This window comes from Nostoc sp. NMS2 (genome assembly GCF_017115105.1).
GTDB lineage: Bacteria > Cyanobacteriota > Cyanobacteriia > Cyanobacteriales > Nostocaceae > Nostoc.
On the sequence record NZ_JABXKH010000159.1, the window covers coordinates 51,923 to 66,557 of the forward strand.

The 14,635-nt window shown below is 39.9% G+C and carries 12 protein-coding genes, 1 tRNA gene and 1 pseudogene; 7 read left to right on the top strand and 7 right to left on the bottom strand.

Annotation, left to right across the window (positions count from 1 at the left end):
- Positions 1 to 682 precede the first annotated feature (682 nt).
- Both HWQ36_RS28890 and HWQ36_RS28895 read left to right on the top strand, forming a co-directional pair.
- On the top strand, positions 683 to 2,302 hold the full coding sequence (locus tag HWQ36_RS28890; RefSeq protein WP_292709236.1) for a tetratricopeptide repeat protein: 1,620 nt from the start codon (positions 683 to 685) through the stop codon (positions 2,300 to 2,302).
- 776 nt (positions 2,303 to 3,078) lie between these two features.
- On the top strand, positions 3,079 to 4,587 hold the full coding sequence (locus HWQ36_RS28895; protein WP_292709237.1) for a UbiD family decarboxylase: 1,509 nt from the start codon (positions 3,079 to 3,081) through the stop codon (positions 4,585 to 4,587).
- Between the two features lie 205 nt (positions 4,588 to 4,792).
- Here HWQ36_RS28895 and HWQ36_RS28900 read toward each other — a convergent pair whose 3' ends face one another.
- Positions 4,793 to 5,674: a TauD/TfdA family dioxygenase gene (locus tag HWQ36_RS28900; RefSeq protein ID WP_292709238.1), complete on the bottom strand. Its 882-nt coding sequence runs from the start codon at positions 5,672 to 5,674 to the stop codon at positions 4,793 to 4,795.
- Positions 5,675 to 6,058: 384 nt separating this feature from the next.
- Between HWQ36_RS28900 and HWQ36_RS28905 the strand changes: the two genes are divergently transcribed.
- A complete protein-coding gene (locus HWQ36_RS28905; protein ID WP_292709240.1) occupies positions 6,059 to 6,598 on the top strand; it encodes an SH3 domain-containing protein in 540 nt (179 codons plus the stop codon).
- Between the two features lie 102 nt (positions 6,599 to 6,700).
- On the opposite strand, the gene HWQ36_RS28910 is transcribed toward HWQ36_RS28905, so the two are convergent.
- Positions 6,701 to 6,928 (bottom strand): NINE protein, encoded by a 228-nt coding sequence (locus HWQ36_RS28910; protein ID WP_292709269.1) that lies wholly within the window; start codon positions 6,926 to 6,928, stop codon positions 6,701 to 6,703.
- A 1,090-nt stretch (positions 6,929 to 8,018) separates the two neighbouring features.
- Complete coding sequence (locus HWQ36_RS28915; RefSeq protein WP_292709242.1) at positions 8,019 to 8,702, bottom strand: uracil-DNA glycosylase; 684 nt, start codon at positions 8,700 to 8,702, stop codon at positions 8,019 to 8,021.
- A 193-nt stretch (positions 8,703 to 8,895) separates the two neighbouring features.
- On the opposite strand from HWQ36_RS28915, the gene HWQ36_RS28920 reads away from it, so the two are divergent.
- On the top strand, positions 8,896 to 9,594 hold the full coding sequence (locus HWQ36_RS28920; RefSeq protein ID WP_292709255.1) for a phosphoribosyltransferase family protein: 699 nt from the start codon (positions 8,896 to 8,898) through the stop codon (positions 9,592 to 9,594).
- A 184-nt stretch (positions 9,595 to 9,778) separates the two neighbouring features.
- Here the strand turns inward: HWQ36_RS28920 and HWQ36_RS28925 are convergent, their stop codons facing one another.
- Positions 9,779 to 10,882 (bottom strand): tetratricopeptide repeat protein, encoded by a 1,104-nt coding sequence (locus HWQ36_RS28925; RefSeq protein ID WP_292709257.1) that lies wholly within the window; start codon positions 10,880 to 10,882, stop codon positions 9,779 to 9,781.
- Positions 10,882 to 11,028: a hypothetical protein gene (locus HWQ36_RS28930; protein ID WP_292709259.1), complete on the bottom strand. Its 147-nt coding sequence runs from the start codon at positions 11,026 to 11,028 to the stop codon at positions 10,882 to 10,884. Before HWQ36_RS28930 ends, HWQ36_RS28925 begins: the two co-directional genes overlap by 1 nt.
- Before the next feature lie 501 nt (positions 11,029 to 11,529).
- Between HWQ36_RS28930 and HWQ36_RS28935 the strand changes: the two are divergent.
- The 3 genes and pseudogenes from HWQ36_RS28935 to HWQ36_RS28945 form a co-directional block, all read left to right on the top strand.
- Positions 11,530 to 11,832, top strand: a pseudogene (locus HWQ36_RS28935) (IS4 family transposase); the annotation flags it as partial.
- Positions 11,833 to 12,083: 251 nt separating this feature from the next.
- Complete coding sequence (gene alr, locus HWQ36_RS28940) at positions 12,084 to 13,271, top strand: alanine racemase (protein ID WP_292709261.1); 1,188 nt, start codon at positions 12,084 to 12,086, stop codon at positions 13,269 to 13,271.
- Positions 13,272 to 13,470: 199 nt separating this feature from the next.
- Positions 13,471 to 13,552, top strand: a tRNA-Leu gene (locus tag HWQ36_RS28945).
- Positions 13,553 to 13,752: 200 nt separating this feature from the next.
- Here the strand turns inward: HWQ36_RS28945 and HWQ36_RS28950 are convergent.
- Both HWQ36_RS28950 and HWQ36_RS28955 read right to left on the bottom strand, forming a co-directional pair.
- Positions 13,753 to 14,091 (bottom strand): XisI protein, encoded by a 339-nt coding sequence (locus tag HWQ36_RS28950; RefSeq protein ID WP_292709263.1) that lies wholly within the window; start codon positions 14,089 to 14,091, stop codon positions 13,753 to 13,755.
- Positions 14,082 to 14,492, bottom strand: a complete 411-nt coding sequence (locus HWQ36_RS28955) for a XisH family protein (protein ID WP_292709265.1) — start codon at positions 14,490 to 14,492, stop codon at positions 14,082 to 14,084. Before HWQ36_RS28955 ends, HWQ36_RS28950 begins: the two co-directional genes overlap by 10 nt.
- Positions 14,493 to 14,635 lie beyond the last annotated feature (143 nt).

Genomic DNA, 14,635 nt, shown 5'->3' on the forward strand with positions numbered 1-14,635 from the left:
AGTACGTACAAAAGGTTAAACCCTTTATCAGAGCGGTCGGGCGTAGTAAACTTCCAGCAATATTGTAGTATCTTTTGATACTCAAACTGCCTTGGCTCACTAGTTGAACTAAGGTAGTTTGAGTGTTTATAATTGCTAACTTTACGGAAATATAACTAGCCCTTTCAAGGTGGGTAAAATTGTTGGGTAAAAATTCCTCTTTTCTCTGTGTTGTTTACACCTCTATCGTTCAATAAATCACTCTTAAACCACTCAAAGCACGGAGAAAGCAGAGATTTTAGGAGTAACCTTGAAAGAGCTAGCTTACACACTGTACAAATTAACCATAATATGGATTATGTTAGTCGTTTTAGGTGCTTCGCATAACCCTGTTTTAGTCGTATATTTGCGTAGGCATAGCCCGTCGTAGACATCGCTGGATGCTAAAGATGGCTGAAATACCCAAATGGCGTGTAGTATCGACCTACGATGCGTAAGTTTTAAGAATTAGATAAAAGTTTTTACCAAAAAGTAACTCACTATGAGGAGGAAAAGAAAATGCCGTATATTACCAGCATCGAAAGAAGGGGAAGGCATTGAAATCTTGGTAGTGAGGGGGAATATGACCCAAGCTAATTAAAAGGTTTACGGCGACTGGATATTTTAATAGAATAATCTCATCAAAAGATTCGCAGAAATATAAATGGACTGGATTACACTACTGCGATCGCTACAGTCTGATTTTATTAAAAGGTTAACATCTGGTTGTCTGCTTCATTGTGAAACCGAAGGTCAATATAGTGAATTAACTATAATCTCTGGAGAGAGATTAAAGGCACTGCGGGAATTTTGCTGGTTGATGGCTGAAAAATATAAACGTGTTTCGCCAGTCCGTGACGTGTTTATTAGCTATCTTAAAGGGAAGTTGGGTGAGGAAGTTGTCAAAGAACGTTTAGCAGATTTTATTACCGAAGTCGATTATGAAAAGCGATTCGGCGGCGATGGCAATATAGATTTTACCTTGACTTCTGACCCATCTATTGGTATTGAGGTTAAATCTCGTCACGGTAGTATTGATAGAGTTAGATGGTCAATCAGTTCTGAAGAAGTTGAAAAAAATGCAGTTGTAGTTTGCATTTTGATTCAAGAAGATGTGAGTGAAGCACAATCTCAGTATCACCTTTTTTTGGCTGGGTTTCTTCCAACCCGGATGATTAAGTTAAAGACTGGTAAAATTTCCTTTGGGATAGACCAATTGTTGTATGGTGGTGGTTTATGGTGCTATCTAGAACAGTTACAATCTTCTCTAAATAATTCTTCTAGACAACAACCATCAATTTTCAAATATCTTCCGAAGCAAGAAATTTTATCTAAGCCAACCAATAATCAGTTGATCAAATCTTTCTTTCAACCTGAATATAATAATGAAGATTTAAATACACTTTATATAAAATTGGGAGATGAATGTTTTGAGAAAGGAGAATACACAAATGCGATCGTTAACTATAGTAAAGTGTTACAAGTTAAACCTAGCGATATTGATTTATATTATAAACGAGGTTTGACTCACTATCAACTAGGAGATTATGAAGCTGCGATCGCAGATTATTCTCAGGCAATCCAGATGAATATTCAGGATGCTAAATCTTACAATAAACGAGGTTTAGCTCTATCTCAGCTAGGGCGATTAGAAGAAGCAATCAATGATTACACTCAGGCTATTAGAATTAATCCTAATGTTGCCGTAGCTTATAAAAACAGGGCTGAAGCTCGTTCTCATATAGGAGATAATCAAGGAGCAATTGAGGATTATACCCAGGCTATTAAAATTAATCCTCATTATGCTGATGCTTATAAAAACCGTGGAATTGCTCGTTATTTATTAGGTTCTCAACCGGGATTTCCTCAAGCAATCAAGATTAATCCCAAAGATGCCATAGCATATAAAAAACGTGGTAATGCTCGTTCCGATTTCGGAGATTTTGAAGGAGCAATTGAAGATTATACTCAGGCAATACAGATTAATCCTAATTATGCCGATGCCTATTATAACCGTGGTAATGCTCATTCTGATTTAGGGGATTTTGAGAGAGCAATTGAAGATTATACTCAAGCAATACAAATTAATTATAATTATGCCGATGCTTATTACAATCGTGGCAATATTCGTTTAGAAATGGCAGATAAACAGGGAGCGATTGAAGATTTTCAGAAAGCAGCAGATATATATCGTAAAGAAGGTAAGCTAGAAGCACTCAAAGATACACGAGAAATAATATTAGATTTAGAAATAGAAGAATCATTAGATATTTTAAAATTCTAGAAAATTTGTGAATTCATATCTATGTTTCAGATATTCAAATTATCAGAGGATGTTTTATAGCGGTTCTCGCTTGGGTGCAGTACAGTTTTGACCTCACTTCCATTCCTCTCTCCTAAAAGGAGAGAGGCTTTGAATCTTACTCCCCTTCCCTTGAAGGGAAGGGGCTGGGGGTTAGGTCTGTATTCCATGCAATCGGGAACCGCTATAAAAGTCTCCTTGTCAGTATCAAAAGTTAACGCTGTTGGCGATGCTTGGGTTGGACGACACTAACGCAAACTCATAAAAATTCAGAAAAATTCCAAAACAAGGCACTGTAGAAGCTTTTAATAAATAAACCTAGCAGGGGCCATATAACAAAACCGCCTGCCAGGAAGGTATAGTATATTCCGGCCATGTTTGATTAGGTTAGCGCTTATTTATCAAAAATAATTGCGTATCCCTAGATACAATAACTAAATACTTTGGAAAAGACAGTTAAGAAAAGTGACTAAATAGGTTAATTTCCAATTAAAACCAACAAATTCCCAAATTTAAGTAGGCTGGCGCAATAAAAGCTAACTGGTAAAGGCTGTCATTGGTCATTAGTAAGGGCTTGAAGCCTATTTACGTTTCGTAACATACTTGGGTTTTCTCGCGCCAACTTACTTAGAGATGAGAGGACAAGAGAGAGCTATTGAGCAAATTCCTTTTTTGTCTCTTGCCAATGCCCAATCCCCAATACCCCATAATATAAGAAAGCGCTTCACACTTCTTAAATAATCAGTTTTATTAGAACAATGGCGAGAGACTTGCGGGGATTCATTAAAATTCTGGAAGAAAAGGGACAATTACGGCGAATTTCAGCTTTAGTTGACCCAGATTTGGAAATTGCTGAGATTTCCAACCGGATGCTGCAAAAAGGTGGACCAGGGTTGTTGTTTGAAAACGTCAAAGGCGCTTCCTTCCCAGTGGCGGTAAATTTGATGGGAACTGTGGAAAGGATTTGCTGGGCGATGAATATGCAGCATCCAGAAGAGTTGGAAACTCTGGGGAAAAAATTAAGTATGCTGCAACAGCCAAAACCGCCGAAGAAGATTTCCCAGGCGATAGATTTTGGAAAAGTGCTGTTTGATGTGGTGAAGGCGAAACCAGGACGAGACTTTTTCCCTGCTTGTCAGCAAGTTGTGCTTCAAGGTAATGATTTAGATTTAAATAAGTTACCTTTGATACGTCCTTATGTTGGTGATGCTGGCAAGATTATCACGCTGGGACTGGTAATTACCAAAGATTGTGAGACGGGTACACCAAACGTAGGTGTGTATCGCTTGCAACTACAATCTAAAAATACGATGACGGTTCACTGGTTATCGGTGCGGGGCGGGGCGAGGCATTTGCGAAAAGCAGCCGAACGTGGGAAAAAATTAGAAGTAGCTATCGCACTTGGTGTAGATCCTCTAATTATTATGGCAGCTGCCACACCCATCCCTGTAGATTTATCAGAATGGCTGTTTGCTGGACTATACGGCGGTTCTGGTGTGCAGTTGGCGAAGTGTAAAACTGTAGATTTGGAAGTTCCCGCCGATTCAGAATTTGTCTTGGAAGGAACGATTACACCAGGAGAAGTTTTACCAGATGGGCCTTTTGGCGACCACATGGGTTATTACGGCGGTGTGGAAGATTCGCCCTTGGTACGCTTTGAGTGTATGACGCACCGGAAAAATCCGATTTACTTAACAACATTTAGTGGTCGTCCACCGAAAGAAGAAGCGATGATGGCGATCGCACTAAATCGCATTTATACACCCATACTGCGCCAACAAGTATCTGAAATTGTCGATTTCTTCCTCCCAATGGAAGCTTTGAGTTACAAAGCGGCGATTATTTCCATTGATAAAGCATATCCCGGACAAGCGCGACGGGCGGCTTTAGCATTTTGGAGTGCGTTACCACAATTTACATACACCAAATTTGTAATTGTTGTGGATAAAGACATAAATATTCGCGATCCGCGTCAAGTTGTGTGGGCGATTAGTTCCAAAGTTGACCCAGTGCGAGATGTGTTTATTTTGCCAAATACACCTTTTGATACCTTGGATTTTGCCAGTGAAAAAATTGGCTTAGGTGGACGCATGGGAATTGATGCGACTACAAAGATTCCGCCGGAAACAAACCATGAATGGGGTTCGCCTTTGGAATCTGACCCAGATGTGGCGGCGATGGTAGAGAGACGATGGGCAGAGTATGGTTTGGCAGAGTTGCAGTTAGGAGAAGTAGACCCGAATTTGTTTGGCTATGATATGAAGTAACCCGTTATAGATCAATACAGTTCAGATAGAGTAACAAAACCCTGATGTAGAGACGCGATTTATCGCGTCTTGAAAGACCAATTATCTACACCAATAACCCTTAACTAAAAAGTATTGTGTTATAGATAATGCAGTAATAGCATAGTAATGCTGTACCCTGACGACAGATATCATTTAAATAAATGAAAACTGCTGGAATCAAATATCAAAATGAAAAAGCTGGAGAACACAGCCTGATATAAATATCTCTTTGATCGTCAGAAAATGACCTTCTCCCATGAAGTATTCTTGTATTATCAATCATTAAAATATCGCTTTTCTGCCACGAAATTTCCGTAGTTATTTTTTCAGCAATTTCATTAAGTTCAGATACAACCTCTTCAGGAATTTCTGAATCATCTTCAAAATTAAGAATCTTTGGGCTTAACTGCTTTGTGGGCAATAAACTATTAATAAATACCTGAGATTTTCCACATCTGCTGGGGATAATGGCTGGAGAAATATATTCAAGCAAAATCGATTGATCGTCATTTACTGTCAGATGCGTATTATTCTTCTGACACATTTCTTCTAAATGATTCAAATCATCTGTTTGATATTTTTTCTGCCAGTCCTCTTGAGATATCCGAACAGTGAACTTTAACTTCTTTTGGCTGAATAACTCTTTAGTTGAACTACTAATTTCATGAAAAAATTGTCTGCCATCACACACCGTAGTTTCACCATCTTCTAATGGCGGATTAGCACAGAAAAACCACAGCATAAGTGGGATGTTTTTCTGATAATACATTTCTCCGTGCAATTTAATCTCAGACTTAAAATCATTTACACTTAAAAGAGTCTCATCTCCATTAATTACCTTCCTACTGAATGCACCACCAGCATAATTTATAAAATTGGTACTCAAGAGATTGGTAAATTCTTTAAAGATTTCAGCATCAACATCAAACCCTCTAAAAAGTAAGATTCCATAATCTTTAAATAGACGAATAATTTCTTCTTTGTCTAATTCTAAAATACTGCTATTCTCAATATTAATAATTTCTTGACCTATGCCATCTGATATGGGCTGTATTTTGTGGTTCATAAAAATTAATGAATTATTAAGATTTTAACATTTTTGATGGGTCTAAGTCCCTCGTTTATAACAAGCGAAAAGTTTTGTAGTGGGGTTAAAATCCCAATTGCAAAACTTAATTACGAATTACGAATTACGAATTACGAATTATTTTAACTACACTATAGGCATTTTAATACACAATCATGTCGTTGTGTTGCATCCATCAGCGTAGGCGTAGCCCGTCGTAGACATTGTAGGACTAAATTTTGTAAAATTAAAAGTGTTATTCTAGTACTAAAATTCTTTTTAGATAACTACCTTATAAAGTTAGCTTTAATTTGTTTGGGTAGATTATGAGGATAGAAATCAAACTCAAATCTTAGGTACTGAAGCAAAAAAATTGAGCAAATTATGACAAAAAAAGTGAAAAATGCACCATCCCAGTTAGTAACAGGATTAGTATTTAGTTGTATTAGTGTGATGCTAAATACAGGTATAGCTGATCAAATAGCTTTAGCGAAATCGACTAATTCACAAAAGTGCGATATTCTTGCCTACGTCACTGATACAGATATACAAGGTTTAAATGTGCGGAGTGGTGCAAGTACAAATAACACAATTTTAGGGCAAATCCCTATCAACGAAACAGTTCAAGTTATTGGTGCTACTGGAGATTGGGTACAGATTACTAATGCTAGTAATGGTTTTCAAGGAACTGGATGGGTATTTGTGCCAAAGTTAGGTTTAACAACCCAGGGCTACGGTACTAATGGCGTAGATTTATATGCTAGTAATAGTCAAGAAAGCCGAAAAGTGAGAATAATTCCTGCTAATACGGCTGTCAAATTGTTAGGCTGTCAGGGAGATTGGGCGCAGGTGGAATATCAAGGTGTTAAAGGTTGGTTGACAAGGGAAGATCAATGTGGTGCTGCCCTTACTAGTTGTTCTTAGAACCCCCTTTATCCATTACCAAGATATTTCTTAAGAAAAAAATATTTATCCCTAGAAAGTATGCCTTCTCATTCCTCAGATTGAGGTAGGAACTGACCAAATTCAGAACCAACCCTTTTTACTGCTCATATAGGTTTGTACGAACTCTTGATCCGACTTTGTTAGGTAAATAATTCCCTCGATAATGCTAATAAGAGCCATGACTAAAGCACCATAACCAGCAGTAAACAAGGTTAAAAGAAGCATGATAACGCCTTCTTTGGTGTAGCCCAGGATAAACTTATGAATACCGAATGTTCCCAGCAGAATTGCAAAAATTCCGGCATATATCTTTTTATCGGCGCTTGAAACATGAGAAGGTGTAACTGTAGCTGAGTTTGTTGTTCTTGGCGTTGGGGTTGAAAATTCTGGTGTCGGAGAGGATGTAGATGATTGAGTAACTACTTCTAATTTTTTAAGCTTTAGTGTTTCTAAATCAACTGGTTTGTTCAAAATGTCATCCAATTCATCAGTTAATTCTCCAGATCTTATCCAGAGTGCAGAAAGTACTATATCAAACTCATATAAACCATGAATAATAGATTTAGGTACATTGGGAAATTCACTTGCCATACATTTACCGATAGGTTCATTTGCTGCTATTCCTGTCAGCGATCCAAGACCTATAAAAACACCATTCAGCATGCCTGCTCTTTTAACTTTGTGACCCATACATTCAAGCGATAGCTCATAGTAAAACATAACTTTCTTGATTAATTCGGTTAAATAAGAACAAACTTCACTATCAGGAGAACGTTCAAACTTTTGAACTGCTAATTTTGCTATTCCTAAAACAGGTGGTAAGTCGTTATAACTAATACCAATAGATGTTCTAGCTTTCAAATTCATAAACTGTTCTAGAACATCTTGTGCAAAGTGAGTTTGTAGCTGCTTTTCCTTTGTATTAGTTTCCTCAAATGTAAACATTTGATCTTGTCCACCTTGTCCAGCAAGTTCAAATTCTTGATTCCAAACTGGAAATTCTTCACCTAAACATTTACCGTAAATCTTAACTCTCTCAATCAATGCAGTCTCCAAACTTGTAATACCCTTGCGGACAAAAGCAACTAAAGCTTGTTGATTTGTAACTTGAGCAGATTCCAGCATAATTTGTAAACAACCATCCTTAAATGCAACTTTGGCACTAATGCCTTTAGGCTGGAGAGATCGATTCATCAAAGCAGCAATAGCTTCTGGATCACCTTGTTTAGCAAGTTGTAGGAGATTAGGTTGTACATTAGTCATGGCTGTCTCCAGGGAAAGTAATAATCTCTTATCTTAGAGTTCCCCAATTGAGCTTATCGCTCACGCCATCCACAGAAATTTACTTTCTCACAGTGGAGAATCTCAAATCTCAAATCCAAAATTGAGTCACAGATGTTTATTGGCTGTTATTTTGGAATTCGTCTAACTTAGCCCGCACTGCCTGGATATCTTGCCACATCAACCATTTAGGCGCACCTCTTTCTTTAGAAGGGTTACGCAGTAAGTAGGAAGGATGAAAAATCGGCATACATAAACGCCCTTCCCACTCCAGCCACTGGCCGCGAATTTTCGTAATCCCCCGTTTATCGCCAGTGATGCCCTTGACAGCAGTCGCACCTGTTAACAGGATTATTTTAGGATCGACTAGGCGAATTTGTTCTAGTAAGTAGGGTAGACAAGCCGCCACTTCTGTTGGAGTAGGAACTCTATTATCTGGTGGACGACATTTATTGATATTAGCTATGTATACATCATGCTCGGTAGTCAGATTCACCGATGCCAGAATTTTCTCTAGCAATTGCCCCGATCTCCCTACAAATGGTAAACCAGTTTCGTCTTCATTTTGACCAGGCGCTTCCCCAATAACCATAATTGGGGCTTTGAGATTACCGCGTCCGACCACAGTATGAGTGCGAGTGTCTCCCAATGGACAACGGTGGCAGCGATCGCAATGCTGTGTCAATTCCGTTATGGTGGAATAAGTTCCCGGAGCGATCGCAATTTTAGCATCGGTGGGAATCAGTTCTCGTTGATTAAAGGTTGAGTCGCCGAAGAGGCTGAGTTGGGTTTCGCTGCTCATGAAAATTAGGATTTTTGCATCAGCGTTAGCTGTCTTATCTGAGTTAAATACTGCTCTGGTTGGAGATTTATCAGAATAAATAGACTTTTGCTGAATACTTACTTATTTATACAAATCTTATTGTATCAGTTAATTTGAGACAAAATTCAGTCATGATAAAAGCAGTGCCGTCCTAAGATGCTGGGGAGAACCCATGTCACATACCCCACTTTTTGCCGATCGCACCCATGCGGGTGAGTTATTAGCGCGAGTGATTCATGATGTTTTGACTCAGCAAACTATTGATTCTGGGATAAAACCTGTACCAATTGTTTATGCTTTGCCAAGAGGGGGTATACCAGTAGCTGCACCAATAGCACGTCTATTGGATTGTCCGTTGACAATCGTTGTAGCGAAAAAGATTAGCCATCCAGAAAACCCAGAGTTAGCAATTGGTGCAGTGACTACTTGCGGAAATGTTCTTTGGACTGATCAAAAGCTATTTCGGTTTAAACCAGATGGGAGGTTGCGGGAAGTGGCTTTAAATAAAGCCATCACCCAAGCTAAGTCTCTTGAGGCTCAATTAATTACTGCTTGTCCGCAGGTGAATGCCGAGAATGCTACGGTCATTTTAGTTGATGATGGCATTGCTACAGGTATGACAATAGCGGTAGCGGCAACTGCTATCAAAGCACTTTCTCCGGCAGCAGTTTGGCTATGTACTCCAGTAGCACCACAAAAATTGCTACCTTGGTTACAACAGTGGGGCGATCGCACAATCATCTTAGAAACACCAGAACCCTTCTGGAGTGTGAGTAATTTTTACGCGGAATTTCCTCAAGTTGATACATTAGAAGTTCTCAGATATCTCCAGCAACAAAATACAATGAGGGATATTGACATCTGTGAGTAATTTTGAATTGTTTCCCTTTCTTGCTTTTTAACAAATTTTGGTTTGGGTAAAGAGAGCTAACCTCATCAGCAAGTTTTGTGCCTCTTTCTAAATACCCATTACGAATTACGTACAGCCCTTTGGGCATGAAAACCGCGGAGCGTGCCGGAAGCTCTATTACGAATTACGAATTACGAATTACGAATTACGAATTATTTGAAGATGTTCCTTGCTGGTATTGCATAGCTTTGGCATAATCACCCAAGGCATAGCAAGCGACTCTCAGACGATCAAGAGCTTCTTCTTCACTACGACGGTCTTTGAGATTTCTGGCTAAGAGCAAACGTTGTTCATAATATATAATTGCTTTGTTATAGTCACCCAGAGCTTCACAAGCAACTCCTAAACTACCTAAAGATTGTTCCTCGCTGCGTTTGTCTTGAATTTCTCTGGCTAATAGCAACCGATCTTCATAATACTTAATAGCTTTAGTATAATCACCTAAAGCATAACAAGCATTACCCAGATTTTTTAGCACCTGAGAAGCACTGCGAACATTTTTTAAGGAGCGTGCTAGTACTACACACTGCTCATAATAAGCGATCGCTTTTGGATAATTATTCAAAGCATACCAAGCATTACCCAAATTTTTGAGTACCTGTTCCTCGCCCCAGTTATCTTTGAGTTCCCGTACAATCTCTAGGCTTTGCTGCTGATACTCAATAGCCTGTGTAAAGTTACTCAAAGATTTATACACCAATCCCAAATTATTCAGTGCTGCAACTTGACTCCGTTTGTCTTGTAGCTGTTGCGTTATTTTCAAACACTTTTCTAGAAACTCAATAGCCTTATTATGCTCATTCAAATGACGGTATGAATTCCCTAAATGAGAAAGTGCTTGCATTTGCAATGTTAAATCTGAGGTATTATTGAGCAAAGACAAACACTGCTCGGAGTAAGCGATCGCACCTTTATAGTCTCCAGCGCTGTAAGTTACCAATCCTAAAAAAGAAAGCGCCTGCGCCTGTTTTTGCAAATCCCCAACTGCCTGAAACAGTCCCAAAGCTTGTTGTAAAGACTTCAGCGCCGCAATTAATTCACCAGCCTGCTGCTGTTGAATTCCTTGCCGTAGTAAGTTGGATGCTTCCGATAAATTTTCATCATTTTCCTGTGGAGGTATTATTTCTGCGTGTGAACCAGAGTCAAATTCATGAGTAATTGTATTACGCTTCACTGGTTTTAGGTATGTTATGGGTAATTGTAGGGGAATTGTATTTTTCGGTCTACTATTCCATTCGCCTTTAGGCATCAACCCCTTCCTGTTAAGTCTGGTGGTAAATATAGTGTTCCCAAAACCAGAAGGTATCTTTCATCGGAAGCGACGGGAAACTCCATCCCAAGAGTGGGTGTACCGTGATAGTCGCCCCGTCGCTTGGGGCATTGGGCATTCCCCATTGCAAAACTTAATTACGAATTACGAATTACGAATTACGAATTATTTTAATAATTAGTCCCCCCTTTCCTCCTGAAAAAGCGGGGCTGTTTCCCTTATTTCTGAGAGTACTTGAGAGGATATAGCGGTTCTCAATTGTATGGAATACAGACCTAACCCCCAACCCCTTCCCTACAAGGGAAGGGGAGTAAAATTCAAAGCCTCTCTCCTTTTAGGCTACGGTGTACACACATCTTTGTAGAAAATCAAAATCGTTGAAGATCCCCCTAAATTCATGCCACCTGCTCATGGGGGAAGCCCCCTGTTCCCGCAGTGGCTCCCCGATAAATTGGGGGACTTTGACTCCGGTTCCCCCTTTTTTAAGGCTACGGTGTACACACAAGTCCAAGTAAACTAATAACAGAAAGAGTTGTGGAGCATCTGGCGGCGTCCTTACTTCAATCCCACGTTTTTAAACGTGGGTTCCATAAAAGCCTTCTGCCTCCAGCATAGCTGCCTTCTGAAAATTGATTCAGGGACGAGAAAATCCTGATTTGCCTGCGACTGTTGCCTTTTCGGACGAGCAACTGCAATGCTTGTCTACCTTCGCACCAACTCTCGATGGGAAAACTCAATTGCAACAAAATCCTTATCCTCCTCAAACCCTTGCTTGGGCTACTTGGATTATGCAAAGGCTTGGTGGTTGGTCTGGTTATAAGTCTCAGAAACCTCCGGGAATTACTACTTTGATTCGCGGATTGTATCAGTTTGAATCTACCTTTTTTGGCTGGAAACTCGCTCTAGGACTACTTGTGTGTACACCGTAGGATCTGGGAGAGGGATTTAGGGTGAGGGCGAAAACTACGGTTCTCAACTTAGATGAGGTTTAAAAGTTGAGCCGTAAGATTTACTTCTAACTCCTTATTCATAAATCTTAACTTTTAGTTTACTACTGCAATATCTTGTATCACTTCCAATATGAAGGTTAAACTTCCTATTTAATCTGATCTCGCTTTTAGGAGCGTGTATAGATAGATAACTTGAAAGTTTAGCCGTGGTGGGATAGGAGTCAGTACAAATGTTAAGTCGTAAACAAATCCCTGGTGTAGTTCCTAATCAGCAGTGCGACACCTACGCATGGTTTTCGCAACGAGCTTGGGTAGAAATTGATTTGGGGGCATTATCGTACAACGTACAGCAATTGGTGCAGTTTTTATCGCCGCGTACCCAGTTGATGGCAGTAGTAAAAGCTGATGCTTATGGACATGGAGCGGTGACAGTCGCCCAAACTGTAATTCAATCGGGAGCTAGTTGGCTGGGAGTCGCTACAGTTCCAGAAGCTATTCAATTGCGAGAAGGCGGGATTGAAGCGCCCATTTTGATTTTAGGAGCAACTCATACACCAGAACAGATTCATGCGATCGCACATTGGAAACTTCAGCCAACACTCTGTAGCCCTAAACAAGCTTTGGTATTTTCCAATATCCTAGAATCGATGAATCATGGTTCGCCAGTGCCCGTACACATCAAATTAGACACGGGTATGTCTAGGTTGGGAACTAATTGGCAGCAAGCTGGTGAATTTGTGCAATTAGTGCAGCGTTTACCGCATCTATCTATTGCCAGTATTTATTCTCATTTGGCAACAGCAGACGATCCTGATCCTACGGCAATGGAAGAACAGCATAGACGATTTGAGGAAGCGATCGCTCAAATCAAAGCAATGGGAATTAAAGTGCCTTGCTTGCACTTGGCAAATTCTGCGGCTGCACTCACAAATCCGGCATTGCACTACGATATTGTGCGAGTAGGTTTAGCCGTTTACGGACTCTACCCAGCACCGCATTTACAAAATGCGATCGATCTCAAGCCCGTTTTGCAACTTAAAGCACGAGTCACCCAAGTTAAAACAATTGCCGCAGGAACTGCTGTCAGCTACGGGCATAAATTTATTGCCCCGCGTGAACTTCGTCTCGCTGTTGTGGGAATTGGCTATGCTGACGGTGTTCCTCGCGGTCTTTCTAACAAAATGCAGGTGTTAATTCGCGGTCAGCGAGTGTCGCAAATCGGCACAATTACAATGGATCAGTTGATGCTGGATGTGAGTAATATACCTAATATCCAAGAAGGAGAAGTAGTCACCTTGCTAGGGGAACAGGGAAAAGAAGAAATTTCAGCAAACGATTGGGCAGAACAACTAAATACTATTTCTTGGGAAATTCTCTGCGGGTTCAAGCATCGTCTGCCTCGTGTTGCGGTTATGTAATTGGGAATTGGGAATTGGGCATGGGGCATGGGGCATGGGGCATTGGGCATTGGGCATCGAAAAGAGACAAGGAAGAGACTTAGATTTTAATGATTACCCTTTGTCCCCCTCATCCCCCTTCTCTCCCTCATCCCCCCATTCTCCATTCCCCATTCCCTATTCCCAAAAATAATTTCTTATGGTATGATAATAAACTGATGCGGATATGGCGAAATTGGCAGACGCGCTAGATTTAGGTTCTAGTTCCGAAAGGAGTGAAGGTTCAAGTCCTTTTATCCGCATTTTTAATTGCCAAAAACTGCATAAGCTAATAGGCTAGGCAGCAAATTAATTAATTCATCCTCAACTGCAAGTATGAGAGTCAGTAGAGTTAGATTTTGCTGTTGTAACTATTGTCTGCATTTTTTGGCTTTGCGATCGCTCACTTGTTGCGTGATATCAAAAATCAAATCGGATTGCTAGAGATTGGCATAAATATTTATCAAGCTCCAAACCCGGTAAACTGACGTATATATGGTTCGTGAAATGCCAAAATGATATCTTGTTTGGGTACTCCCATTTCAACCAATCGATTGGCAATTCCTTCTTCCGTACCATCATGTTGAATCCATATTCTCCCATCTTTAATATCGAGATGTAGAATACAGCCAAAATCACGTTTATTTCCCCGCCAGCCGACATAAAGTAATTGATAGTGGTCTTGCTGTTCGTCGAAAATTGTTTGCACATCATACTCTTCGGCATTTCGTTGCATCGAAGCTCGCTTTTGCCGTTCGCAAAGAAGATGTCGAATATATTGCCGATATTTTTCTATAGCCATTGACGAATAACCTCCTCTTGTACATCATAAATTGTCAATCGTAATTGATATTTTGCAACTGCTGATATAATAAATTTCCGTTGAAAAAAACTTTCATAAATTGGGACGCGAACAGCTAAATAAAGTTGGCGCTCTGGTTCAATTTTATCTAGTGCATCCCGATAGTTTAAAAACTGCCCCAAGGCTGTATGAAATTCTGAAACATTCGATGGACTAATAAAACTTTTAATTTCCACCGCTATTTTTTGTCCCTCTTTCTCTGCTCCTAAAAGTTGCTCTGCTGCTAAATCAATCTCAAAATCTACATCATCCACATTGACTTCATAAGGGTCAGCAGTAATCTTCCAGCCCTCTTTTTCTAAAGCATTTCTGACAATATTATGAAATCTATCTTTTGCCATAGGAGTTCACTATAGTAAGAATTAGGCTGGTTAAAGGTAGATGATACACAATATTCGCCAGGGTTAGCGCGTCTCAAACCCTATTGACAGAGGGATTATGGCAGAGGGTCTGAGTTTGGGAGAGCCGCAGCCAAAACAGAAAC

What these genes read in the sequence shown, in the direction of transcription:
- HWQ36_RS28890 (WP_292709236.1), top strand. Translation starts at nt 683, where the DNA reads ATGGACTGGATTACACTACTGCGATCGCTACAGTCTGATTTTATTAAA.
- HWQ36_RS28895 (WP_292709237.1), top strand. Translation starts at nt 3,079, where the DNA reads ATGGCGAGAGACTTGCGGGGATTCATTAAAATTCTGGAAGAAAAGGGA.
- HWQ36_RS28900 (WP_292709238.1), bottom strand. Translation starts at nt 5,674, where the DNA reads ATGAACCACAAAATACAGCCCATATCAGATGGCATAGGTCAAGAAATT.
- HWQ36_RS28905 (WP_292709240.1), top strand. Translation starts at nt 6,059, where the DNA reads ATGACAAAAAAAGTGAAAAATGCACCATCCCAGTTAGTAACAGGATTA.
- HWQ36_RS28915 (WP_292709242.1), bottom strand. Translation starts at nt 8,702, where the DNA reads ATGAGCAGCGAAACCCAACTCAGCCTCTTCGGCGACTCAACCTTTAAT.
- HWQ36_RS28920 (WP_292709255.1), top strand. Translation starts at nt 8,896, where the DNA reads ATGTCACATACCCCACTTTTTGCCGATCGCACCCATGCGGGTGAGTTA.
- HWQ36_RS28925 (WP_292709257.1), bottom strand. Translation starts at nt 10,882, where the DNA reads ATGCCTAAAGGCGAATGGAATAGTAGACCGAAAAATACAATTCCCCTA.
- HWQ36_RS28930 (WP_292709259.1), bottom strand. Translation starts at nt 11,028, where the DNA reads ATGGGGAATGCCCAATGCCCCAAGCGACGGGGCGACTATCACGGTACA.
- alr (WP_292709261.1), top strand. Translation starts at nt 12,084, where the DNA reads ATGTTAAGTCGTAAACAAATCCCTGGTGTAGTTCCTAATCAGCAGTGC.
- HWQ36_RS28950 (WP_292709263.1), bottom strand. Translation starts at nt 14,091, where the DNA reads ATGGCTATAGAAAAATATCGGCAATATATTCGACATCTTCTTTGCGAA.
- HWQ36_RS28955 (WP_292709265.1), bottom strand. Translation starts at nt 14,492, where the DNA reads ATGGCAAAAGATAGATTTCATAATATTGTCAGAAATGCTTTAGAAAAA.